Origin of the sequence: Rothia aeria (assembly GCF_016726365.1) — a bacterium.
Lineage (GTDB): Bacteria > Actinomycetota > Actinomycetes > Actinomycetales > Micrococcaceae > Rothia > Rothia aeria.
In genome coordinates this window covers 1,562,584-1,587,127 of sequence record NZ_CP068102.1, presented here as the reverse complement: position 1 = coordinate 1,587,127, position 24,544 = coordinate 1,562,584, and the positions used below count along the sequence as shown (strand labels likewise).

General features: G+C 54.4%; 23 protein-coding genes. 9 read left to right on the top strand and 14 right to left on the bottom strand.

Annotation, left to right across the window (positions count from 1 at the left end; translation table 11 throughout):
- Positions 1-51 precede the first annotated feature (51 nt).
- The 3 genes from I6I94_RS06785 to I6I94_RS06775 all read right to left on the bottom strand — a co-directional run bounded on the left by I6I94_RS06785 (position 52) and on the right by I6I94_RS06775 (position 2,955).
- Entirely contained in the window at positions 52-1,287 is a 1,236-nt protein-coding gene (locus tag I6I94_RS06785) for an MFS transporter (protein ID WP_201620539.1), read from the bottom strand.
- Between the two features lie 64 nt (positions 1,288-1,351).
- Positions 1,352-2,023 carry a DUF6318 family protein gene (locus I6I94_RS06780; protein WP_201620538.1) on the bottom strand — a complete coding sequence of 224 codons (672 nt, stop codon included), beginning with the start codon at positions 2,021-2,023 and terminating at the stop codon, positions 1,352-1,354.
- Positions 2,024-2,250: 227 nt separating this feature from the next.
- Positions 2,251-2,955 carry a DUF6318 family protein gene (locus tag I6I94_RS06775; RefSeq protein WP_128087192.1) on the bottom strand — a complete coding sequence of 235 codons (705 nt, stop codon included), beginning with the start codon at positions 2,953-2,955 and terminating at the stop codon, positions 2,251-2,253.
- Positions 2,956-3,374: 419 nt separating this feature from the next.
- Here I6I94_RS06775 and I6I94_RS06770 point away from each other — a divergent pair, with 419 nt between their 5' ends.
- From I6I94_RS06770 to I6I94_RS06740, 7 genes are all read left to right on the top strand, one after another.
- Positions 3,375-4,604: a toxic anion resistance protein gene (locus I6I94_RS06770; RefSeq protein ID WP_201620537.1), complete on the top strand. Its 1,230-nt coding sequence runs from the start codon at positions 3,375-3,377 to the stop codon at positions 4,602-4,604.
- Between the two features lie 5 nt (positions 4,605-4,609).
- Positions 4,610-5,137, top strand: a complete 528-nt coding sequence (locus tag I6I94_RS06765; protein ID WP_128087193.1) for a hypothetical protein — start codon at positions 4,610-4,612, stop codon at positions 5,135-5,137.
- Between the two features lie 16 nt (positions 5,138-5,153).
- Entirely contained in the window at positions 5,154-5,684 is a 531-nt protein-coding gene (locus tag I6I94_RS06760; RefSeq protein WP_128088164.1) for a TerD family protein, read from the top strand.
- Positions 5,681-6,478 (top strand): hypothetical protein, encoded by a 798-nt coding sequence (locus tag I6I94_RS06755; RefSeq protein WP_128087194.1) that lies wholly within the window; start codon positions 5,681-5,683, stop codon positions 6,476-6,478. The genes I6I94_RS06760 and I6I94_RS06755 overlap by 4 nt, the downstream gene beginning before the upstream one ends.
- 40 nt (positions 6,479-6,518) lie before the next feature.
- Positions 6,519-7,097, top strand: a complete 579-nt coding sequence (locus I6I94_RS06750; protein WP_023133111.1) for a TerD family protein — start codon at positions 6,519-6,521, stop codon at positions 7,095-7,097.
- A gap of 48 nt (positions 7,098-7,145) precedes the next feature.
- Positions 7,146-8,249, top strand: coding sequence for a DUF475 domain-containing protein (locus I6I94_RS06745; RefSeq protein WP_128087195.1), 1,104 nt, complete (start codon positions 7,146-7,148; stop codon positions 8,247-8,249).
- A 116-nt stretch (positions 8,250-8,365) separates the two neighbouring features.
- Positions 8,366-8,944 carry a TerD family protein gene (locus I6I94_RS06740; RefSeq protein ID WP_128087196.1) on the top strand — a complete coding sequence of 193 codons (579 nt, stop codon included), beginning with the start codon at positions 8,366-8,368 and terminating at the stop codon, positions 8,942-8,944.
- Positions 8,945-9,120: 176 nt separating this feature from the next.
- On the opposite strand, the gene I6I94_RS06735 is transcribed toward I6I94_RS06740, so the two are convergent.
- The 3 genes from I6I94_RS06735 to I6I94_RS06725 all read right to left on the bottom strand — a co-directional run bounded on the left by I6I94_RS06735 (position 9,121) and on the right by I6I94_RS06725 (position 11,594).
- Positions 9,121-9,840 (bottom strand): DUF6318 family protein, encoded by a 720-nt coding sequence (locus I6I94_RS06735; RefSeq protein WP_201620536.1) that lies wholly within the window; start codon positions 9,838-9,840, stop codon positions 9,121-9,123.
- A 146-nt stretch (positions 9,841-9,986) separates the two neighbouring features.
- Positions 9,987-10,736 (bottom strand): DUF6318 family protein, encoded by a 750-nt coding sequence (locus I6I94_RS06730; protein ID WP_128087198.1) that lies wholly within the window; start codon positions 10,734-10,736, stop codon positions 9,987-9,989.
- 87 nt (positions 10,737-10,823) lie between these two features.
- Positions 10,824-11,594, bottom strand: a complete 771-nt coding sequence (locus I6I94_RS06725) for a DUF6318 family protein (RefSeq protein ID WP_201620535.1) — start codon at positions 11,592-11,594, stop codon at positions 10,824-10,826.
- Between the two features lie 583 nt (positions 11,595-12,177).
- Between I6I94_RS06725 and I6I94_RS06720 the strand changes: the two genes are divergently transcribed.
- Together I6I94_RS06720 and I6I94_RS06715 are read left to right on the top strand one after the other, a co-directional pair.
- On the top strand, positions 12,178-12,381 hold the full coding sequence (locus I6I94_RS06720) for an antitoxin VbhA family protein (protein WP_128087200.1): 204 nt from the start codon (positions 12,178-12,180) through the stop codon (positions 12,379-12,381).
- A gap of 5 nt (positions 12,382-12,386) precedes the next feature.
- Positions 12,387-13,373 carry a Fic/DOC family protein gene (locus tag I6I94_RS06715; protein ID WP_128087201.1) on the top strand — a complete coding sequence of 329 codons (987 nt, stop codon included), beginning with the start codon at positions 12,387-12,389 and terminating at the stop codon, positions 13,371-13,373.
- 1,087 nt (positions 13,374-14,460) lie between these two features.
- On the opposite strand, the gene I6I94_RS06710 is transcribed toward I6I94_RS06715, so the two are convergent.
- The 8 genes from I6I94_RS06710 to I6I94_RS06675 form a co-directional block, all read right to left on the bottom strand.
- Positions 14,461-14,937, bottom strand: a complete 477-nt coding sequence (locus tag I6I94_RS06710) for a hypothetical protein (protein ID WP_052029801.1) — start codon at positions 14,935-14,937, stop codon at positions 14,461-14,463.
- Positions 14,938-15,107: 170 nt separating this feature from the next.
- A complete protein-coding gene (locus I6I94_RS06705; RefSeq protein WP_128087202.1) occupies positions 15,108-16,964 on the bottom strand; it encodes a type IV secretory system conjugative DNA transfer family protein in 1,857 nt (618 codons plus the stop codon).
- A 4-nt stretch (positions 16,965-16,968) separates the two neighbouring features.
- On the bottom strand, positions 16,969-17,520 hold the full coding sequence (locus I6I94_RS06700) for a hypothetical protein (protein ID WP_128087203.1): 552 nt from the start codon (positions 17,518-17,520) through the stop codon (positions 16,969-16,971).
- On the bottom strand, positions 17,520-18,821 hold the full coding sequence (locus tag I6I94_RS11545) for a CHAP domain-containing protein (protein ID WP_128087204.1): 1,302 nt from the start codon (positions 18,819-18,821) through the stop codon (positions 17,520-17,522). Before I6I94_RS11545 ends, I6I94_RS06700 begins: the two co-directional genes overlap by 1 nt.
- A gap of 15 nt (positions 18,822-18,836) precedes the next feature.
- Positions 18,837-20,420 carry a hypothetical protein gene (locus tag I6I94_RS06690; RefSeq protein ID WP_037233855.1) on the bottom strand — a complete coding sequence of 528 codons (1,584 nt, stop codon included), beginning with the start codon at positions 20,418-20,420 and terminating at the stop codon, positions 18,837-18,839.
- Between the two features lie 2 nt (positions 20,421-20,422).
- Positions 20,423-21,982, bottom strand: a complete 1,560-nt coding sequence (locus I6I94_RS06685; protein WP_037233858.1) for an SCO6880 family protein — start codon at positions 21,980-21,982, stop codon at positions 20,423-20,425.
- A gap of 17 nt (positions 21,983-21,999) precedes the next feature.
- The gene (locus I6I94_RS06680) at positions 22,000-23,757 is read right to left on the bottom strand and encodes a hypothetical protein (RefSeq protein ID WP_201621016.1); all 1,758 of its coding nucleotides are present in this window, start codon (positions 23,755-23,757) and stop codon (positions 22,000-22,002) included.
- A 16-nt stretch (positions 23,758-23,773) separates the two neighbouring features.
- A complete protein-coding gene (locus I6I94_RS06675) occupies positions 23,774-24,535 on the bottom strand; it encodes a hypothetical protein (RefSeq protein ID WP_201620534.1) in 762 nt (253 codons plus the stop codon).
- Positions 24,536-24,544: the final 9 nt, after the last annotated feature.

Below are 24,544 nucleotides of genomic sequence, written 5' to 3'. Positions count from 1 at the left end.
TCTCCTCTGTTAGAACACATATCCTCTGCTCGCGGCCTCAGGGGCTAGATGTTAGGTCGTGCGGCGGGTCCACTTGGTGAGGGTAAGACCCGCTGTAACAGCTATGAGGGATGCGGCACACACTATGGCGTACAGCCCGGTATCAGCCCACACACTCACATGTGAGAACAACAGGCTGCCTAATGCGGTGAAGAGTGCAGTTGCCAGGAAAATAACCGACATAACTTTCCCAATATGTTTGGGGTTACTGTTCTTCTGCACATCACTATATAGTCGAATATTGTAAATAACTATAATTCCTGCGCTTATAAATAATGCACAAAATACACTAATAATTCCGGGAATGATAGCTATACAGTACGCGCAGCACATCAGAAATAGTAGAGTATTTGGGTGAGCTTTTGCCCCGAGACTGGGCGTTTTATGAATAATAGCGGATGCAGCCACAGCACCCAGCACCGAGATAAACATGCCCAACCCATACATGTTTGAGTCCATCCCCAGGTGCGCCACTCGCCCCAGCAGCAGATACAGAGTGGAGGCTCCCCACACGTTAATGACCGTAATGTAGAGTACCTCGCGTCTAAGATATGCTGAAGATGCTATATATGCTAGTCCATCACTTAAATCACGGGTTATTCGAGGTTTTTCTTCCTTCACCTCAGCACGAGACACACGCCGCCCCGAAGGCAGATACAGAGTGATTACCAAAGAGAGCATAAAGGAGACAAAATTGACAATCAGCGCAGCTTCAAGAGCATCAGCTGTCTGTTGCGCCAGGATAGCTGCACCCACTAGCGGGCCCGCCGAACGCGATAATTCCCCTACCACCGAATAAACACTATTGTATTTTTCAAACTCTTGAGTATGGAGTATTTCAGGAATGATAGCCCGGCTGGTAGGCGCATATATTGTTGCGATAAGCGACAACCATGCCGAAAGAATGAGCACAATAAAAACACTTGCGTGCCTGTCAAGGTATATCGATAATACGGCGGCGACTATACAGAAAATACTGTTTATAATGTCATAGGCGATAAGCAGTGTTTTCTTATTGTATCTGTCAATAATCGTGAACCCCAGAATACTGGCAAGAAGCACCCCTGCCCCATTGAGTGCGTTCATCAGCCCCACCATCTGATTACCTGCATGTTGGCTCACGTACCATGCGACCACCACAGTGTAGGCGATCGACCCTACTCGGGAGAGGGCGGTGGCAGGAATAAGGTTGTGTGCCCTGCTGTATCTATTGACCACCTGGTTTATCACCGTTTCATCATTACCCATACGGCGCGGCTTCTAGCTCGCAGTGTTAGATTTTCACATCCTTCGCGGGTGCATAAGAGTGCATCTATACCTTGTTCGTGCCGCTGGTTGCGGAGGAGGAGAGCGAGGCGTCAGTGCTGATGACCCACTTGTTGTCTTTGTAGGTTAGATGCATCTCTGCGTCATCGGTTATTTCCCGCTTGTCACTGGAAATATCTCGCGCACGGCCATCTGACACAGCGAACTCCCCAATAGTGATTTTCGTTGTGCAAGGCCACATGTATGTGTCGTCTTTTTTCGTGGGCAGGGGATCTTTAAGGATGAAAACGCACTTGGATTCCCCCACCCATGCCTTGGTGAAGGGTTTCCCAAAATACTCGTACACGCCCTTTTTGCCTGCCTCCTCCATGTTCACCTGCTGAATACAGGTGTCTTCCCCAGTGTTTATGGCGTAGGTGATGGCGGCCGCATAATGCCCGAGGGCGGAGTAGATTCCCGCAACGGTTTTATTGTCGATGTTGGCGGGTTTGACGGGTTTGGGTACGTTCTTGGCGCGGTGCTCTCGGGTGGCGGGTTCGTAGGTTCCCGCGGAGGTGTCGTAGCTGTCGAACTTGATCTCGCCCGAGTAGTCTCCCCTCATATCTGTGAGCTGGGCTGAGGAAGTGCAGGCCCCTAACGCGGTGGCACCTGTTGCGGCGATCCCCGTGAGCACGGCGCGGCGGGTCACAGCGGAAGATCGGTTTAATGCGGAAGTCATAGGGTCATCGTTCCTTTTGTGGTCGATGGTCGGTTCTTCATTCATCATATCGACCGCCGGGGAACATCTAAAGACCCCACCGCCTTCACTGTGGTGCAGTTAACCAGTATTATGGCCTGTGAATCATCTGTAACACTCGTAAGCTGTTCCACTTTGCGCGGAGCGCAGGAGAAATAGGGCACCGGGTCCTGTGGGGGCGAGCGCGGCAGCAGCCTTGTGCTGGCACCCTAGATGCGGGAGGTGCCCCCTGCACCGGGCGATGAGGAGCTGTCGTTGGGCAGGGTATCAAAGACCCACCGCTCGTCCTTGTACCGGGCAACAATATCCATGGGGAACTCATGTGACCGTTCTGATTCTGGGACTTCTTCCACTGAACGATTCTTCACCCGGAAGGGGCCGATTTTAAGAGTGAGCAGGGCTGGCCACGTGTAGGTATCGCCGTCTTGCCGGGGTGTAGCCTCTTTAAGACTAATGATCAGTGTGGGGTCAGCAAGCCAGGTGGAGCCACTCACACGGCCTATAGCTCTTGTCAGAGAGGCTTTATCTTCGCTGCTTAATGCGCTTTTTCCAACACATTCCGCGTCGCCGCTGTTGAACCCGTAGATGTAGGCGGCAGCCAAGTAGGCAATATTAGCGTGGAGTCCGGCCACACTATTCTTATTCGCTTCTTCGGGAAGAATAGGTTTGGGGACGTTTTTGGCGCGGTGTTCCCGGGTGGCGGGTTCGTAGGTTCCCGCGGAGGTGTCGTAGTTCTCGATTTTCGCTTCGCCGCTAAAGTCGGTGCGTTCAGAGCTTGAGGAGCTGGCTGCCCCTTCCTCTATTGTTTGTGTGGTGGCAGGCACCAGTGTGGAGGCGCATCCTGTGAGCGCGGTAGCGGCTGCCATACCCACGGTCATGAGTGCGGTGCGGCGGGTATAGGCGGAAGTTGTCATAGTGTGTCATCCTCAATGATTGGTGATTGCCATATTAGTTTATCTGTATGGAGGTATCTAGTTTAACGGCTTAACCACGGTGTTGCTTGTTATTTTGGCAAGTATTTCATCTCTGGCGGCTGGCGCCTGGGCCTGAAAGCTGATCGTCCTGGGCTCATCTGAGAGGGCCGAAAACGGGTGGAGGTTTAGTTGCTGGTGTACTGCTCGTCGGCTCAAACATTAACCCTGAATATTGTGTTAAAGCAGCGCTAAAACGCTTCGCGCCGCGCTGTCCGGGCCACTTTTGCGCGACTATTCAGGTTCTTTCCGTACAATAGAATACGTTGCCTCCGTACAGGTGTGCGGCACCCGAATAACCGTGCACGGTACGTATTGGCGGCTTCACCGTGACTATTAGTGCGCTACAGAAAGGGTGTCCAGTGTCTGACATTCCCGCCTCCGAACCACAGTTCGGTGCACCCCCAACCGTTACCCAGGCCCCGGCTAGACTGGGCACCCAAGGCACCCTGGATTTGGTGAAAAAAGAGACCCGCGCACCCGAGGCAGCCACGGTGAGTAACGGCGCTGATGAGCTGGCAATAGCGCTGAATAACACCGACCTGAAGTCTCCCACGCTGCTTGACACCCTTGAGAACACGATCTCGGTGTACGGTGCCGACACGTTCAACGGTATTGACGTAATCACCCAGCGGCTGCTGAACATGCAGGAGCTTGAGCTCGCCCCCGAGTCGCCGCAGACGAAAGCCTCGAAAAACTTGGCTGAACTGCGCGCGCAGATCAACTCCCTGGATTACAGCGCAATTGACGGCACCCCCGGCAAGCGCGGCCTGGCAAAACGCCTGCTGGGGCGCGGCAAAAACAAGATGGAGGCGTTCTTCTACCAGTACGCCACCGTCAACCGCAATATTGAGGGCATCAGCAAAAAACTTAAAAAGTCCACGGACGCCCTGGTGATGCAGCAGGCGGAACTGGTGAAACTGCGTGAACGCCTGCAGGAAGGCATGCGGGATTTGAACGAGAAAGTTGCGGTGCTTCAGCAGTTCGCCGATATGGTGCGTGCCGCCGCCGAAGAGACCCGCCTTGAAGGGGATGAAGAGACCGCGCGCATTTACACCGAGAAGGTGCTGTACGTGACCGAGCAGCGCATCAGCGACCTGCTCACGAAGCTTGAAATTGCCGGGCAGGCGTACCTGACCAGTGACGTTGTCTCCAGCAACGGTAAAGAGCTGATTCGCGGTATCCGCCGCGCCGAAGACACCACCCTGTGGGCGTACAAGATGACCGCCTACATTGCCCGCTCTTTGGGCATGCAGGAGGCGGTGCTGCAGCAGCTTGGTGCCTTGAAACAAACCACGGAGAACGCGATCACGCGCAACGCCGAGATGCTGTCCTCGCAGGCTACGCGCATCCAGCAGATGGCGTCCCAGCCCGCAATCGACCCGCAGGTGCTGGAGCAGGCGCACGGCAAGGTGCTGGCCGCTCTTGATGAAATTTCCTCCTTCAGGCAGGGGGCGGTGGATGCGTTCGCCCAGTCAAACCAGATGCTGCGGGAGCTCACCGCCGACTCGATGCGCCGCGTCGAACGCAGCAACGCCGAAGAGAACGCTATCACCGGCGGCGGTTCTGCCCGCGCCATCACCGGGAACTAGCGCCAATGAGCTTCCTTAAATGGTTTCTTGGGGTTCAGGACACACACCCCGCACCCCATCCCGGGCAGCAGCCAGCCCCACCCGGGGCGGGGGTGGGCGAGCATACCGCCCAGGCCGGTAACGCACAGGCGTACCCGCAGGTACACGAGCCCACACCCGCCGAGGTGATCGCGGAGGCCAGCATACGCCTGGGGCAGTTCGCTGACACGGTACCGCCTCGGGCGCTCTTTCCAGCGTTTGAGATGGTCGAGACCTACCGGAAGATCACGGATGAGGCGGGGGCTAACACGCACCGGGCACTGCCGGAAACAACCTCGTACACCCTGCAGACGGCGCTAAGCACCTACCTGCCGAACCTTTTCACCGCCTATACACGCACCCACTCCCCCACCGAGACGCAAACCACCGAGCTGGTGCAGGCGCTCACGGAGGCGAACCGCGAGTTCTCCACCGCCCTGAACCTGGTGCGGGCCGGGCACAGCATGGACCTTGAGACACACACCCTGTTTATGCGTAAGCGCATGGTGGCATGATGGGGGCGGTAACGTGATGGAACTGAGCATCGGGCAGAACGTGAACCTGACCCAGGCCGCCCCCGAGGTGCACAATATCCTGGTGGGGCTGCGGTGGCGCACCGACGAACCGCTGCTGCGTGAATGCTTGGAAGCCGGGGTGCTGCTCACAGCGGGCGGGCGCCTGGTGAACCGCCGCGACTTCGTATTCGCGCACCAGGTGCTTGACAGCTCCGCCAGTGTGCACCGCCGCGAGCTCATGGGCGACGACAAGGCACAGTTCGGCATACATTTACCGGAGGTTCCGGCGGATGTGGACTCGCTGGAGGTGGTGCTTTTCATTAACGGGGAAAGCTCAATACGGCTTAACCGTGCCAGCGGCATACGGGCCCGCGTCATTAACCCGGCCACAGGAGCCACCATGTTCCGTGCGCCCCTGGCGCAGGTGGGCCGCAGCGCGGCGGTGCGCCTCATGCAGGTGTACCGGCACCGTGGGGACTGGAAGGTGCGTGCGGTGTGTGACGAATGGGCAGATGTTCCAGCGATGCTGCGGGGGTTCGGGTTGTGAGCCGCTACAGCTTCTTAACGGCGTACCTGGCCGACCCGGCGCCACAGAATACTCGTGACCACGGCGGCAGCGCCCCTGCCACCACGGGCAGCGCGGCGGCCCACGCACCCCAGCGAACAGCCCCGGCCGCCACCCAAAACACCCGGCACAGTTCCCCCACACCGGCGGCACAGCCCGGTGGCGGCGGGCGTCGCGTGCAGGCCCCCTCAGTCGTCAAACCCGGCGGGTCGAATAGCGAAGGGCAGCAGGTGGCCCCGCCAGATATGCGTAAACCCGCGCGCCGCACCGCCACCTACACCCCCGCAGAGCCCAACAGCCAAATATCGGGGGCACCCTCCGGGGCCGAAACCACCGAAACATCCACGACCGTAACCGCCAGCCCTACACCAGACCCCGAACCGCACTGGTGGGGGTCCGCCCCGAATATCACCGAAGCGGCGCAGGAAGAACGGGCCTTCATACTTGATGCGGTACAGTCCGGAATCGGCGGGGTGAGCATCACCGGCACGAACCTGCACGCAACCCTGCTCACCTGGGACGGCGCCACCATCGACTACCCTGAGCCTTCACGGCCCGAACCCATTGATACGGTCACCAGGATCACTCTCAACACCGACTGCACGGTGCTGAGCATACCGCCGCGGGCGCTCACGCAGCTGCGTTCGCTGGTTGTGGGCGGAGAAAATCTTATACTGGCCAACACCAGCCTAGGGTTTACCCGAACCCTGGGCAGGGGCGCGCTAGTATTAAGCGAGAGTGGGTACGCTACGCTCGCAATAGCCATTATTGGCTAGAAATAACCACCATAAATAGACAAGAGATAAGGAAAGGTACATGGCTGCTATTAAGCTCACCAAAGGCAACCCCATTAACCTCACCAAGGAGGCCCCCGGCCTGAAGAACCTCACCATCGGTCTCGGCTGGGACCTGTCAATTGCTGGGGAAGCGTACGACCTGGACGCCTCGGTCATGCTCACCGATGAGAATGACAAGATCATTTTCGATGACGCCTCCCTGATCTTCTTCAATAACCCCACCAGCGCGGACGGGGCGATCGTGCACACCGGTGATAACCGCACGGGTGACGCCGAAGGCGACGACGAGACGATTATCGTGAACCTGGAGAAGGTGGACCCGCAGATTCAGCGTGTGCACATCCTCGCCTCTATTTACGAGGGTGAGAAGACCGGCAAGAACTTCGGTGTGGTGCGCAACGCCTACGTGCGCCTGATTAATGACGACACCAACGAAGAGATCGCCCGCTACGACCTGTCCGAAGACTGCTCGGCCGCACCGGCGGTGCTGTTCGCTGTGGTGTACCGCCATAATGGCGAGTGGCGTTTCAAGGCTGTGGAAGACCCCTTCACCGGTGGCCTGCCGCACCTGCTCACCTCCTACGGTTTTACCGTCTAGAACCCTCTAGACAGCACACACACGCTCTATAAGGAGAGCTTTTAGTCAATGGCATTGTTGAAATTCTTCAAATATGACCTGCTCATCACCCTCGCGGCACTCGTTGTGGCGATGTTCTACGGCGGTGTTTCGGGCATGGTTTCAGCCGCGATCCTGATCGTGCTTGAGATCGTGTTCTCGTTCGATAACGCGGGCGTGAACGCAAAATACCTGAACAAGATGTCGCACGCCTGGCGCCGTATCTTCCTGACCGTAGGCGTGCTCGTGGCGGTATTCGGAATGCGTCTGGTGTTCCCGTTCCTGATCGTATGCCTGGCTGGTAACGTGGGACCGGTCGAAGCGTGGAACCTAGCCATGGAGCGCGGCGACCCGCACACCCCCGGCACTTACGGCTACATTCTGGAATCTGCGCATCACACGATCGCCTCTTTCGGCGGCATGTTCCTGCTGATGCTGTTCCTCTCATTCCTGTTCGAGGCAGGTAAGGATGTGCACTGGCTGGCGGTCATTGAGAGGCCGCTGGCTAAGGCGGGGCATTTCGACTCAATGCCGGTGCTGGTTTCGGGTGCGATCCTGTTGGCGGCCGCACAATTGTTCGGGGCCGAGCACCATGAACAGTACACGATCCTGCTCTCCGGGCTGCTGGGTATGCTCACGTTCCTGGCGACGAACGGTCTAGCGACGTTCATGGAAGACCGCAATGAGGCTCAGGAAGAGTCCCTGTCGGAGGTCGCCATGCTCACGGGTAAGGCCGCGTTCTCCATGTTCATCTTCCTGGAGGTGCTGGATGCGTCATTCAGCTTCGACGGGGTGCTGGGCGCGTTCGCGGTGACTTCCGACCCGATTATTATTGCGATCGGCCTGGGTGTGGGCGCCCTGTTCGTTCGTTCAATGACGATCTACCTGGTTGAGAAAGGCACCCTGCAGGAGCTGCGCTACCTGGATCACGGCGCGCACTGGGCGATCGGTGTCCTGGCGCTCATGCTGATAGCGACCCTGAAATGGGATATCCCGGATTATGTGATCGGTTTATCCGGCATCGTGTTCATTGCGGGTTCGGTCATCTCATCCCGCCGCGCTAACCGTGCCGAAGCCGCCGAGAATGATGGGGACGCCAAAGAACCTGTAGCCTCGGGAAGCTCAACCGATTAGGCCGCCCTGTGAGCGTGTCCGTAACCGCTGCCGGGTGGCCGCCCCACTGGGGTGGGTGCTGTCACCCGGCGCGGCATGACAACTAACGTACAACGATGTAGAAGGGTAGAGAAATTATGGCCATTAACCTTTCAAAAGGCCAAAAGATTAACCTGTCAAAAGATAGCGGCCTCACCCAGGTACGCCTGGGGCTGGGCTGGGACCCGATCAAGGTGAAGGGCTTCTTTGGGCGCACCAAGGAGAAGGCCGTGGACCTGGACGCCTCGGTGCTGGCCTATGATGCCTCGGGGCAAATGGTTGAGGCCGTGTTTTACGGGTCGTTGCGTGCCGCAAACGGCTCAATCATTCACCACGGTGATAACCTCACCGGTGCCGGTGATGGCGATGACGAGGTTATAGACATTAACCTGCCCGGGGTGGATGCCCGCATCAACACCCTGGCGCTGGTGATCACCTCATATTCGGGTGATCAGTTCAGCGGTATTGAGAACGCGTTTGTGCGCGTCGAAAACGTGGAAAACCGGCAGGAGCTGGCCCGTTTTGAGATGACGCAGAAAGGCTCGCACACGGGCCTGATGGTCGCCTCCATTAGCCGGGACGGGAACGACTGGGTGTTTAAGGCCGTGGGTTCGCCGCTGCCGGGCGCCGCACGCACCCCGCGGGACGTTATCGACCCGGCCCGCGCCTACCTGTAACCTGCCAACTAACGCGAACCGCCGGAGCAGGTTCCGGCCCGTGATACAGGGGTGCCCCAGATGGCTAACCATCTGGGGCACCCCTGTTACTTCTTTGAGCCAGTCATGGTGCGTACCCCGACACTTCGGCGGCGCGGCACCAGCTAAGTGCCTTTGAGGCAGACGCAGGTAACCGCCTAGATTGAACTGCTGGGTGAGGCACTGGCTGATGCACCCGGTGACTGAGAGCTGATGTCACTAAGACGCCACGCACCATCCGAATATTTGGCAGTAAGCTCACCCTTATACGTGTGCTTCCGTTCTGCCTCCTTGAACTCCTGCACTTTTCCGAGAGCTACTATATATTCCCCAAGGTCAGAGGTGAATGTAACTGGCCAATGGTAGGTGTCATCACGTTTAGTAGGCTGGGGTTCTTCCAGAACAGCCGTAAAGGTGGGGTTGCCGAGCCACGCCTGCCCCTCCCTAAACGCCCTGTACATATCCCCGGCAGAACTATCCTTAGTAATGTCCCGTTTGTCTTCATCACTGAGGTCTGACTGCTCAAAATACTGGTCGTCTCCCGTAGCGAAAAGATACTGTAGCGACGCTATCATGAACGCAAGAGACGAATAGAGGCCCGCCACTGACTCCTCACGAATATTATCAGGCTTAACAGGTTTGGGCACGTTCTTTGGTGGCTGGGTGCGGGTAGCTGGCCTGTAGGTTCCCGCAGAGGTGTCGTAGCTTTCGAGTTTTACCTCACCTCTATAGTCTTTCTCGGGCTCTTTTTTCTGATCATCATCAGAAATATCTGAGGTAGAAGAGTTTATATTTAACCCGCTGCAGGCGGTTAAAAACGTAAGGGAGCCAGCGCCTATAAAGCCGAAGGCGGCACGGCGGTTCACTATGAATGTCATGTTAGGTTTCCTTTCAGCTGGGAATAACCAGCCTCAGCATCATACTGAGCTTTCACCACGGTGAGCGGGGGTTTTCCAGCCCACATCTGCGCTGCAGCTTTTTGCGCAGGCAAGAATTTTCCGCATACCACGGTGCAAGGGGCGACTTAGGGCTTCACCGTTGAAGAGAAGGCCTGAATACCGGCAAGCTCCCACACACCACCTGTATACTCGCCACGCATAACAACTTTGCTACTAATTTTCCGTTCATTAGCAGGCATATCGCGCACTTGACCGGCAGTCACTAGGTAGGTACCTACTGCGGTTGTGATGGTTGCTGGCCATAGATAGTATTTACCTGATTTATTGGATGAGGATGTTTCTAGGGTGATGACATACTTGGGATCTTCAAACCAGACTTCGCCTGTTTGCAGAACCGAGTACTGTTCAACCATTATGTCGTAGTTTTTCTTCTCCTCTGGGTGAAGTTTGACCTGCTCAGTGTATTGGGAGTCCCCAGTGGTCATGAGGTACTGCATTGAGGCTGCCATGAATGCCAAGGATGAGTAGAACCCTTCCTCAGAGTTCTCGTTCATGTTCTTTGGTTTGATGGGCTTGGGCACGTTCTTCGCTGGCTGGGTGCGGGTAGCTGGCGAGTAGGTTCCCGCAGAGGTGTCGTAGCTTTCGAGCTTCACTTCCCCTTTATGGTCTACCGACGACGAGCTGGACGGTGAATTAGAGGCTGCAGAAGACGACGAACTTGCCGGACCGGCGGAGGCACTGGACGATGCGCTGCTGCTCTCAGCCTCTTGATGCTTCACAACGGTTCTTATAGGGGTGCAGGCAGACAACAATGCTGCAGCAGATCCAGCACCCGCAAAGTTCAGCGCGGCACGGCGGTTAAATACGGAAGTCACAATATTATCGATCTCATTTGTCCAGATTCAGGATGTTTGACTCTTTTATTGTAGCTAAAATTCGTTTTTATTACCTTAAATTTCTTTTTATGAGTTATCTGAAAGATCATAGATCATGATGGTAACTTCCCACACGCCACCAGTGTATTTCCCTTTCATATACCCCTTTTGAGGCTTTTCAGCCCCTGTAGAAGGCACAGGAACCGTCTGGCCTTGTGCGTTATGAACATTTTTACCGTAATCAAAAACGACCGTAGAGGGCCATGTGTAACTAGAGCCTGACTTGGTGGGCTGGTCAGTCGTTAAAGTAATAACAATCTTGGGGTTTTCAAACCATGCGACACCGCCTGCGATATATTGTGCCATCTCATCGTAGTCACTCAGGTCCTCTTCCTCATCAGTCTTTACCTGGTCCAGGTATTGCCGGTCGCCCGTTGTCACAAAATACTGGAACGAAGCGGCATAGAAGGCGATTGTTGAGTATAGACCAGCCACCGAGTTTTCATTCATATTCGCTGGCTTAATGGGTTTAGGCACGTTCCGCGGGGGATGCTCGCTGGTGCCGGGCTCATAGGTGCCTGCGGAGGTTTCGTATTTCTCTAGTTTTGCCTCACCTTTATAGCTCTTCGCAGGCTCCGAAGATGCTGATGAAGACGATGACGTAGAGACCGCAGGACTCACGGACTCCTCAGACGGCTCCGGAGAATGTGAATTGGGGCTGCTGCTACTACTGCTACTGCTGCTGCTATCGCCGCTACTTTTCTTAACGCTTCTTAGCGGGGCGCAGGCCGCTAAGAACGCAGCAGACCCTGCGCCCAGAAGACCCAGGGCGGTACGGCGGTTAAACACGGAAGTCATGACAGGGGTCGCATCCTTTCCACATAAGGTGATCGCGCACTCTTATCATACAGCGGCAGGGGCAGAAGTAGCGGTTCGAAGGTGCGTGCGCTCTTAACAATAGAATGCAGGCCACACCCGTCAAGAGGGACAGTAGGCGTGTACCACTCCCATACGACAAGCCCACTGGGCAGGAGGATTCCATGGGCACCAACCATGATGTCCACTCCAACGACTAGCACAACCATACGTTTCTATAAATATCTTTTTCTCTTGAGGTATCAATCATTTATCCTTAGAGAACGGCAGCATCTACTCGCGTGTTAATAGTTAATTATTGAATTATGAATCACCACATACCGGAAAGTGCAGATATCCTGCTTTGTCACTGCGCAAGGGGCGGGTTAGCCCTATATAAATAATCTCTAATATCCGATTTTTGAGTTGATTACTAAATACTTAAGCACTATCTCAGAATATTAATATTGCACAATAATATATTAAAAACATTTTAGACACTCTACAGTATGTACTAGTTTTATTTGAATATATTATTTATAATATAGATGTATATTTTGCGACCAGCTCACAAAGGAACGATACAATGACCGAGAAGAAACCCACTCAGCAGCAACCCACCGAAAAGGAAGTACAGGAAAGTATCGCTTTCGCTGTTGCAGCCGCCAATCTTGCAGGCTGCACGCCTCCAACCACCGAAGAACTTGAACGACTTGAACGTGTAGCACGCGGTGAAATCACAACCGATGAAGCGATTGCAGAAATTCGACACCGAATTCAGGGAGTGTAAGTACTATGGAACAGCGTTGGCTTCAGGAGCAAGCAGCAAGCCCCGAATGGTATGCCTACTATATTCCCTTCACCTATACTCTGCGCAATAAGTTTACAACCCCTGAACATCCTTATGGGGAGCCCAACCCAGAAAAACTACGATCTTTAGAGGAACAGGTTACAAAGGTGCGCATGCGTAACCTATATGATAACCCTATTCAGGGCAACTTTGATTACAATCATATGAAAGCTGTGCATCACGCGATCTTTCAGGATGTATATGACTGGGCGGGTCAAGAACGCACCGCCCCTACCAATGGACCCATGGTCAAACTCGGGCACGCATACTACCCTGCGGGGCCTAATCTTACTGCTGCTGCTCACGCGCAATATGACCTTCTGGCCCGAAAAAACTTGTTGCGAGGTTTAGATCAGAACACGTTTGTTACTGGACTTGCTGAAAGCTGGGGCGAGATCAATGTGGTCCACAGTTTCCGTGAAGGCAACACCCGCAGCCAGTTCGTGTTTTTCTCCCAACTCGCCCAGCAGGCTGGTTACCATATTGATACCGCTGCTTTTGCCCCTGGAAATCCTTTGCGTGACGAGTTCGTACAGGCGCGTTTCTATAGCCAAGATACCGGCAGGAACGATAGGTTAGCCGCTGTGCTGGGTAAAGCTATTACACCCATATCACCTTCTGTTTCCGCGCAGGGGCACGAAGTCCCCCTGCAACGAGAGGTCGGCTTGAGCAGGGGTGTTTCCCTGAATAATGCTGGTGACCCTAATCTCCGCAGGACAGACGATGCGCCCACGCTAGGTTCTTCTGAGGCACCTAAAAATACATACAACAGGTACCAGCTACGTTCAAAACTAGACGATGTAAAAAACACGGCTCCTTCCCACCAGCAGAACCGTTCACAGAACACACAGCAGCGGCAGGAGCCGCAAAAATACAGGCAGCCCCACCCCAGGCGCGAGCGCAATGACCGTCACCCGAGGATGGGACTATAAAGTAAACGCCCAAAATCAGAGGTAGTTGGGAAGCCCACAGTATAAGCCCACCATGCACATGGGCTCTTGTTGAGCCTGTACACGTGGCGGGCTTATTGTGGGTCTACCATCATGACTTACCGCCTGCGCCCCAGCCCAGGATTACACCAGACCCCACCGTTTAAGATACGGCAGCTAGAAGCTCTCAGGCAGCAGTAACCGCCTGCTAACGGCAGTTCACAGTACCGTCAGAGGTGACACCCCAGTTATCCATGGTGGGGGCCTGCATCCTAATCAAATGCTGTAGGACTTCAGGGCGAATACTACTATTCATTAACTACCTTAATCCCTCAGGAAGACTATCGTACACAGCATCATAAATATCCTCGCTAATAAGCCCACGATCATACGCAAGTTCCAAATATTCAGAGGAAAGATCCGTGTTATTCTCGTAAAACCACCCGAGAGTCTGTCGTGGTTCATACGGCCAACGCTGCAGCTCATCAATTACTTGATCCCTCGAAAACAAACCCGCAGCATATCGATCACAGATCTCGCGAATACTAGCTCCAGAAAACCCAGGTTTTACCTCTTCCAGAGGGTACTTAACAAACCTTCCGAATTCTTCATCTGATAGGAGTACCTCACTCCGAAAACTCTCAGGTTTCCGCCCGGCACGTATCTGTTGTTGAATATACCGACTGGAGTCAATCCGATGGATCGTAGCTCGTATATTGTTTAATATTTGTGGCTTTAAAGACATTTAATCTTATCTATCTTGTTATTTAATGCCTCAGATTGGTAGAAGGCATACTGGAAGAAATATTACGACGTAACATGGAGGATTATTCATTAGAGGTTGTTCCGCGCCCAGAAAAACTTCAAATGACCGAAAACCTAGAGTACGAGGTTGACATCCTGTGGAACACTGTGGGCAGTACCCGCCAGTATTTCGATACGCGGGTCCCTGTTCTACACCACACAGTGGCAGTTAACCTGCTGGTTGAGCTGTTTGTCCCCATGCGTCGAATGGTCCGCCTTGAACGGAGAGTTTATCAATATTTTCTTTATGGGTACGGGTATCGGTGATACGGTCGGTCATTGGGGTTTATCCTTCTGCGGCGCGGCGTAGAGCGGCTCGTGTCCGAGAAACTTCTAATGTCAGGTCGTAATCAATGAGCTCATGGGTTTCTGCGGTGTCGAGGTCGTCCCAGGATCCGCGGACACGAGGTGCTCCTCCTTCCATACCCCAAGGATCCCACTCCTCACCTTTAGCTTGAGGCTTGTACTCCCAACGAACAAGCTCATCAATCGCCTGAGCACGGGTAAGTTCACCAACATAGTAGCGTTGACAGATCTCATACGGAGAACCGGAGCTAAACCCGGCACGGATAGGCTCAACACGCTCTGCTTTTTTGAGCATATCGGGCAGCTCATATTTACTGATACCAAGCCCATGGGCGAAATCGTGCGGGGTAGCACCGGCATCGGCGAGAGTTTTAGCTGCACGGTAAATTTCTAGGTCAAGGAGTTTTTTACGGACTTTGGTATGGCGTGCTTTTTCAACGAGTTCTTGCAGTTCCATGGTGTGTTTTCCTTTACGAGTAGTTGGGTGCGCGGTCTTTGGGGTTTATCCTTCAGGGGGTAGCCTGAGCTTGACCAGCAACCTCCTACTGCGCCCCAGCCCAGGATTACACCAGACCCTACCGTTTAAGATACGGCAGCTAGAAGCTCTCGGGCAGCAGTAACCGCCTGCTAACGGTAGTTCACAGTACCGTCAGAGGTGACACCCCAGTTATCCATGGTGGGGGCCTGCATCTTCCCGCACAGCTGATACGCTCTCATCTGGTCTTCTTTCAGCACCCCAGCGTCGGCACGGGTCCACCACGGGGTTAGCCCCAGGTGCATTGGCCTATAGTTCTTATACTGCACCATAGCCGTAAACGCTGGGATCTGGGTCATGGCCGCCGCCTCCATCACCGATTTCTCTTCCACAGAGTACGAGGTGGAGTTACCGTACTGCCCTGCGGAATACGACCGAGAAACCCGTTTACGGTCGAATTTACCCAGTGCCTCAGAAACCGGCCGCAGCGTCTCTACGTCCAAGCCCGGCAGGTAGTACTTCACCACCGAGTTACCAGAAATTGTTTTTGCCCCTTGCTCACCCCAACGGTCTACCAGCTGAGAGAACGACTGCGCAATCAGAATTACTTCAACACCACGACCGTTAATATCCGACATAATAGAATCCATCTTTGGGAATGCCGCGAGGTTCGGGCCCTCATCCAGCACCGCACGGAAACACGGCCACAGCCTACCACCGTACATCTCCTGGGATAGTTCGCGTGCCGTGTTGATCAGCTCATTGGCAAACATCGAAACCAGTGGGCCAACCTCAACACCCGTCGCCGTATCAGATACCAGGTATATGGTGTTCGGTCCCGACAAGAAATCCCGCATATTAAAGGCGTGCCGCGAATCGCACACCAGCTGCTCACGGATACGTTCTACCGCCAACGGTTCCAGCAGCCCTGCAAGTGTCTGCTGGATCGAGTCGATTGTCTCACCGGCCCGTGAGTCCAGCTTCGATTCCAGGAATGAAATAACCTGTGGGCTCACATGGTGGGAGTAGGACTGTGCAATTTCCAGGGGGATGGCCGACCTCAAATTCTCGGCCCACACCATCACGTCCTCAATACTGCGCCCAGCGACCGCAGCAACATGCAAAAACCTCGCGAGAAAAGCGCCCGCCTGAGAATTAAACCAGTCTCCGTTCTTCGTACCGCCCATAGGCTGCGCACCAGCCCACGCCTGAGCACGACGCTGTGCGACCTCAAAGTTTTCACACCCGGCAACAGGATTCCACATCACCCGATGCGGCCACCCTGACGTATTATCAAGATCAAAAACTAATACCTGCCCACCCGTTGTACGTTCGCGGGCCACCGCGGTAAGCATTAAAAGGTCAGACTTTGTGGATGTTGCCATTACAGCGCCGGGGGCGTCCAGCACCAGGTTCGAGGCAATCGAGGTGGTTTTACCGGCCTGAGTTGGAGCCAGTACAAGCTTCGATTCTTTCGCCTCACCGTAAACGGGTTTACCTCCGCTATACGAACTGGATCCCCCGGAAGAAGTAACTTTGCCCCCAAGTTTGCCCAGCTCCGTCACCAGCCAGGAATCCGGCATACGATCCACAAATTCATCAATCTGACGCTTTGATTCCGCAGGGTCCGCAGATATTGGAGGCATCGACAGTTTTGCCTTCTGCCGCGCGTTTTTTACCGCAGCTTCATACCCCAAGGTCTTAGCTACCTGCGCGTACTTTACCATGTGCGGCAGTCCAGCTTTATTCCCCTGGTGTGCGCCCTCACCGAACTTATCGTCCAGTTTAATGACGATACCGGCCGCGAAAAACCCGACCACTAAAGCAGCTACAATAACCACCCAGAACATTACGCCTATACCGTGCTCACCCAGCACCCGCGCAAGATCCTGCACGTTTGTGTACCACTGACCGGTGGAGAAGAACGCGCTCACACGGGCAGCTAACCACGCGCCCACCGCCAAAATAAGAAATAAGAGCAGTACCGAAAACTTCTCTGCATTACGCATAACCTTACCCCTTCTTCAACGTCAACGGCTCAATCAGCGCGACCTTCGGAGCCTCCCCCGCCCCTTCCCGCTGAAGATGCACCACCCACACCCCAGCATCCGTCTCAACCCGCACCACAGCCTTCTTCGCATCCGGTGGGAACTCCGTATACACCGCCTGATACACCGTGTTCACCGACCCATACTGCGGGTTATAACGCTCCAACTGCTTCTTATACCCATCCGTCACCCGCGGATCCATATAAAGATGCCACGTCTTCGCATCCGTTTTCATCGCAAAAATACGCATGGACGAGACCGCGAACTCAGTCGCAGTCTTCTGCTCTTCTTTACTCCACCCCGCATAAGCCCCCGGACCCGGCGAATTCGCAGGCTCACCATAATGACCATAACGGTCATTATCCTCAGCACCCGATGAACTACCTGAGGCCCCCACCACCGGAGCCGCCGGTGAGGAAGAGCTCTGCTGCCCCGAAGAACCACTAGACCCCTGAGAAGAACACCCACCCAGGAACACAGCCGCCACCAGCACACCAACAACACATGTTTTCCGCATTATTTCTTCTTCTCACTATCAGGAATGTGCAAATAATTACTGATGTTCGACGCCGGCAGCTGACGCGTACCATACGCGTGCGGAGTATTAGCGTTATACTCCTCAATCACCACGGTCTTACCGTCGTCTTTAACCTCTTTAACAACCGCAATATGACCGTACGTCGCAGACGCACCAGGGGCACCCGCATAGAAATGAGCCATTGCCCCCACCTCCGGGGTATTATCCACAGGCCAGCCCTTCGCGCGCCATGTATCGGCCCAATCACCACCGTTACCGAGCACCCTGCCATTGACGAAATTACTATTCGTGTACTTCGGCTTCTGCGGATCGGTCGCACCCACCTGCTGGTTTAACCGCCACAACGAAAAATCAGTACAGTTCACATAGTACGCACCCGTGATAGGGTTAGGGCCTTCCGCGTACCCCTTCCACGGATAATCATCATTACCGCTGGTCGAACCACCCGAGTAGCCGCTGCAACCGCTACCCGAATTTGAGCCGCCAGACCCAGCAGGTGCGTTCTGCACTGGAGCGGTATCAACCGAACCATCCGACTTACCGCCGACTTCGTCCCCGTACACCCGCTTATAAAAATGATCATGCAGCACATGAATTCGTTTAACATACGTCTGGGTTTCCTCGTACGGGGGAATGCCCCCGTACTGCATAGGACCACCAGGACCAGCGTTATACCCAGCCATCACCACGTCTTTCCAGTCCTGCCCCGACGACTGGATAGTTGGTTCCAGCTGTTTCTTCAAGTCTCGTAAGTACTCACCCATCGCCCGGATCGACGCATGCCCATCACTCTGCGAAGCACCATGACCATACGTCGCCCAGGTCTCTGCCGTGAACTGCGTGAGGCCAGAGGCATTCGCCTTATTCGGGCCTAACCCCGCGTTCCACCGTGACTCAGCCTCAATCTGGGCAGCAATCCACGACGTTGGAATACCAGACACCTTCGACGCATCAATAACATCCTGCTCATACTCCTGAGGGATCAACCCACCCACACCCGAAGTCTCACCCTTATCATCGTAATCCACCGGAATCACACCATAATACGGAGCAGGACGACCATCCGGGCCTTTCTCACCTGGGGGTGGCGGGGTACTATTCGGCTCACCGCGCACAGCAGTTTCGCCGGATGGTTTCCCCGGCGTGCATGCTGCTTGTGCAGCCTGATTATTGCCAAAAATAATAATCACTACGAGGACGGGAGCAAATATAATAGCTAGTACTACGACTAGGACACCAGCAATGATGAGGCCAGTTGAGCCGTTATTCTCTTCATCCATCTGCTGACCTCTTCACTAGCTATTCTTCACAAAACGGGTATCTGTATTGTGCAGTCGCCCTAAGGTAGCAGGTTTAGGGGACTGGATCGGTATACCTAGTGAATCTCCTACCTTCCACAGTGCTTTACCGGCACCTGCAAGTACTTTCTGCCCGCCCTTATTTACTCGACCATCAGATCCTTTAAATTCTGAATGCTGCTCCAGCCCTTGGGCACCTGACATAAATCCGGTCACCCATGAAGCCTCAGTATCCTCAATCTTCCGAATAGTGCTCAATGCGTCTAGGTCAGCTGATGTCATGGCCATCAACACCCACAATCCGCATTTTTCGATCAGCGAGTGGGCGATCTTCTGGTCTGCTTCGTTTGCGAGCATCAAAAAGTCTTTGGGCGAGTGGGTTATTTTCCATTCCCCCACACCGACTGAACGGTTTGTACGGGATAAGCGGTCTACTTCCTGCACCATGCCGTCAGCCATACGCACCGGGTACCAGAACTCATCCATTAAGGAGGAGTACCCGTGCCACGTATACTTTGGCACATACACCTGCCCGTCAGCGGCAGCTTCTTCCGCAATGCGTTTTTCATGCTGGGCCAGTTCCCAGTGCGCATCGATCGCGTTCATCCCTAAGCGCCAGGTAGACATCATGACCGCAGAGATCATCCGGTCTAGGCTATCTGGGATGGATGAGGAGTCGAAGCAGAACCCACCGGGGTTACCCGGGTTAATGCTCACACCTCTATCAGAAAAAACTGTCGACATCTCGCCGTATACTAGAGCTGAGAGGGAGCGGAACAGCTCAGAGTATGTTTCTTTAAACTCTCTAGAAGACCCAAGCCCGGAAGCATAGAGCGCGTTATCTGAGGGGTTATCGAAGAAGTACAGCAGGTGCTTCAGTGATGGGGCCTGCTCGTTATCCATCACGGTTTCAACCGCGAGCTTGATAATAGTCGCTTCCGAGTCTGAAATGCTCTTATCACGGCCGCGGTTAATACGCACTAGCGCGATCACGTTATGCACAATATTAGTGATCGCGTCTGCACGCATTGAACGCCCTAAATCGCCCCCAATGTATGCCCCTGCTGACGCTAGCGGCCCGGGATCTAACGGGTTAATTTTTGTATTATTATCGCGAATACCGATCTGGAAGACGTCAGCTCCAATAGCGCGCGCAAAGTCAGCCCACTCACCCTTGATCGGGTCGAAAATAGCCAATGGGCACCCTGTGGCGTTGACCGAGGCCGCAACCAGACCAGATATCGATGATTTACCAAATCCGTTTAGGCCGAACACCATCGCGGATGGAGCCGTGATAGCGTTTGATTTATACAGTGACATATGATCCATTGCCACTGCCGAACCAGAGGTCAGGTCGTACCCAATGGGTGCTCCTAGCCGCGGCCTAGCTGTACCGGTGATAAAGGGGTACAGCCCAGCGTTATCCCAGTTAGATTCCAGCCACATACGCGGGGCGGCCAGCTGGTCCCAGGCGCCGCCGCCTACCCCATGCTGTCCAGCCCTACTTATTTTGGGTAGCGGGTCAACAACCGCTGTTGCTGAACGCTGTTTCTTCTTTTTGGATCGAGAAAAAATACCCATGCCTATGCGCCGTCCCCTTCTTGAGCGCGGGCGGAGGAGGACGACCCACCCTTGGTTTTAGCGCTGCCTTTCTGATTTGTATACTCGGGGTTGAAAAGCCACGGCCGTGATGAGTACACCCAAGGGAACAGCCCTATTGGGAGGGTCTGGTGGAATGCCGCGTCTGCAGCGTAGTCAGCGAATGTCCAGCGCATACCGCCCATGAGTCCTTTGAGCTCATTTTCTGCTGCACGTTTAGCTTTGCGGTTTGGCTCAAATGTTACTGTGATCATGAGCGCCCACTCGTGAATCATTGCCCCGCGTGACATCTGGTCCATTGTGTGCCCGATCGCTTTTGCTTTCTTTGTTTCAAAAACCGTCACACGTTTACGGGAGGTATTTTCGGTGGTGGAGTTACGTGATGCGCTGTCGATTCGGGTACGCTGCGCTGAAACGGGAATCGGACGGTAGAACATCGTCACACGTTTCCGCAAAAAGTGGCGAGAAGGAGCAAACAGGCGCTCATAAGAGCGTTCTGTGATCTTTGACGGGTCAGGCACCGTCATCATCACCGTCATTGACGCCACACCATCATGAAGCACTACGCGTTTATCTGTAGCGTCTGTATATTCAGGACCGGAGCCAGCAAAAGTGCGCACGGCATCAATACCGTAGTGGAGTTCCCGCTCCACTTCACCTGTACGATGCGGGTTGTATGCCGTGTACATCATGTCGCCATACTCGGCGTCGCTCATGGCGTGGATCTGCCCTGCTCCTGAAGCAGATAGGGCTGACACATGCCGTGGTATGCGCGATACTATTTCTGCCAGCGCACCGTCAATATCGTCATCTAGGGATGAGAGGCGCCAACCCAGTGTGACATAAGAAGTAACTTTTGACACACGTGCAGGAAGCGCTGCGGCGGCTTCACGAAGGATTTGCTGCGCCACCTGTGGTGAGCGCGCATCCACCGTGTCCATGATGGCCTCGGCCATGGGCAGGGAAGACTCAAGGATGGAATCCACCGTGACGGATGCACCGCGCAGGCCCCCTTCGGAGGCGAGCGAACCCAGCCAGTTCGCGAAAGAACCTACCTGGTGGGTTGTGGAGTCTTGCGGCTGCATATTCGTGCCTATGGGAGCACACGCTAACGTCACTGACGCCATGCCTACGCTCTTATGGTGCAGCAGCTGAACCGGTGCGCCTGTACCATCAATGCTGTTGACTGTGTTGATGGTATGCAGGTACCCGGGGAGCCCCAATAGCTCTTCAGAGGTGCGTCCTGAAAAGTGGGAATTCACGAAGGTTGCTTCCCCGGTGCTGACGTGCCGTGCATGCCTTAAGCTACGTAATATGCGAGCCGCCAGCGTCAGGTCTGCATCTCCAAAGGGAATTCCGAAAATAGCCAGCCCGAGGAACATACCCAGCAGGAACACCAGCCCAGGTATTAGGTATCCCAAAAGGATAATCATCATAGTGGCCACAACTGTGCCCAGCCCGATCACGAATGACCGCACCGGCAGCCAACCGCCTATGCGCAGAGAACCAACGCGGATAGAGTTACCGTACTGTGGGTTGCTCATACTATCCTTCCTTCTCTTTACTGACCGTCACGGTCGATATGTGTCTCGTCAAGGAATGTATCCCCAAGGTTCGAGTTTGGACCGATTTGGTCTAGCCGTTGATGCCATTTAAAGAAGGCATCAGCGAAGGACTCAGGGTTATTTTCTTGTTCCCTTGTTCCCTGATAAGCCTGCTGTTGCTGTTGCTGGCGTTCAGGAGGCGGGGTGCGGTTTTGTTGTTCGCGGTGGTGCGGCTGCGGCTGTTCCTGATATTCCAGCGGAGGGTTCTGGCGTTCAAAAGACTTGTTGTTACCCCCGCCGCCGCCCTTATTCGACTCCTGGTCATCGAAATTACGCTGATTGGGGTCATGATGCTGTTTATCGTCACCGCCACCTCCGCCTCCTGGATCCTGTTTTTCGTTACCAGGGTCCAGAATAAAGTCGTCAGGGTGCGTTTCGTCCGGGTCGGGCTGCAATTCCTCTGAGCCGGGGCCACCGCCTGATCCCCCGCCGGTGCCAGTTCCCTCGGGGTCAGTATTAGAATTGCTGATTGGGCTACCGCTAGATCCCTGGCCGGTTGAGCCACTGGGCGTATCGTCTACCGGCATCAGGCCGCTTGAACCAAGGGTCTGGCCGGAGTCGATGGTCATTCCACCGCCGCCTCCGCTGCCTCCACCGCCAGCGCCACCGGCAGCCGCCATTCCACCGCCGCCTCCGCCAGCGCCACCAGCTGCTCCCCCGCCGCCAGCACCAGCAGCACCACCGGCACCAGCAGCGCCAGCGCCTGCACCGGCGGTAGCCCCGGCTGCTGCTGCCGCAAGAGCGAGTTTTCCAACGGCGATAAGCTCGTCACCGCCGCCGCCAGCGCCAATAGCAGTGGAGAGCGGCATAACGATCTTGAGGATGAAGGGGAGCGCAAAAATACTGATGGTCACAACTGCTACTGCCATCACCGGGCCACCAATACCGTCTTGGGATTTCAGCAGCGTAAAAGCAAATGCGTACAATATGGCGACTGTTGGTTTAAATAATAAGAATGCTAGTATCCACCGCGAGGCTCGGGAGAATCTGGGCACTCCAGCGGCCATATTCATGGCTTCGGAGATAGGCCAGAATAGCACGATAATAGGCAGAACCAGCGCGCGGATAATCATTAGTATCCATTGGATAAGAACGACCAGAACCATAATGCCGGAGAATATAATCGACATCGCGCCTGCGCTTGCTACGAATGCGGCTGGATCTTTCAGCAGAGCCTCTTTGACATTAAGTTTATCCCACTGTGCCATCTTGAGAATCCACCCAGCCATACTATCGCTTGCTGTAATCATCCATGCGATAAATGCAGAGCCACCGGTAGAGACAATCATGACCCGAGCAAGGCTCTGCATCATCAGACGCAGGTCGTCTCCACGCGCGTTCCACATCGCTTTACCACCAGCGATGAGAATCCCAATCACGGCGCAGATCCACACCATAGGGCCGGTTGCTACCTTCATCCAGTCCATTGTGTCTTTTTCAAGACTAATAACAGGACCAGCATGAATCCATGACGAAATAAATGTCTGAAAAAAATTGACGGCCCCGGTCCACAAAGAGATCAGAAAATCATTAATCGGGCCTTCAAGCGCAGTTTTAACAGCAGTGCCAACAGGGTCTTTAGCAGCTTCGCCTGCTTTTTCGGCGGTACCATCAACCACTTTACGGCAGGCTTGACTATCCGCCCCAGCATATTTACCAGCTGCATCACACACTGCACCGCCAAATTTTTTAGCACCGCCTACGACGGTATCCACTGTTGCATTCCAGAGCTCAGGCATTTTGTGAGCCACCTTGAGCCTTGAAAATATGAGTTGGCTCCTTGGTTAAGGGAGACGGCTCCGGCTTTTTATCAGTATCTATTTTCCAATCATTATCCTCCCAAATTAATGGTATAGATACCTTAAATCCCATATTTTTCCCATCCGAGTCCTTAGCGATAACAACAATACCGATAGTAGCTTTTTCAGGAGAATAATTTTCTATATCATAACCAGCAATACGAGCATTTACACGCTCAGTATTACTATTAGGCGCGGAATGAAGATCAGCTGCTATACGCGAAGAATACAGTCCACGAAGCTCGGCCTCAGTAGCCCGAGTATCCCCAACAATCGTGCTACCCTGACTAGCCGCCAGAGCAGCACCTGTTGGGTTATGAGCGAAACAATACCCCACCACCATGCCTGGCTTATAGGTAGGACCATACTGAGCCGATATCGGGTAAATAACACCATGGGTTGTTGTCTCAAACCGATAATCAGACGGCAGTTCAGCGCTAAAAGCCTTATCAGGAGCCACCGGCACATCGCATTTATGGTCGCCGCGGCCTGTAGCATTAGAGGACGGCGTACTTGACTGCTGACCACCATCCGAAGGTGCAGAACTCGACGACGCCGCACCCTCAGCAGAGTTTTTATTCTCTCCCTTATTTCCCATCAGATTCCACACCAGCAAAACAGCCAGCATTAGAATCACGCACAGCATAAAGATAAAAGCAAGGTTACGTTTCTGCACTTCGGACATACGAGACATCGTGCACCT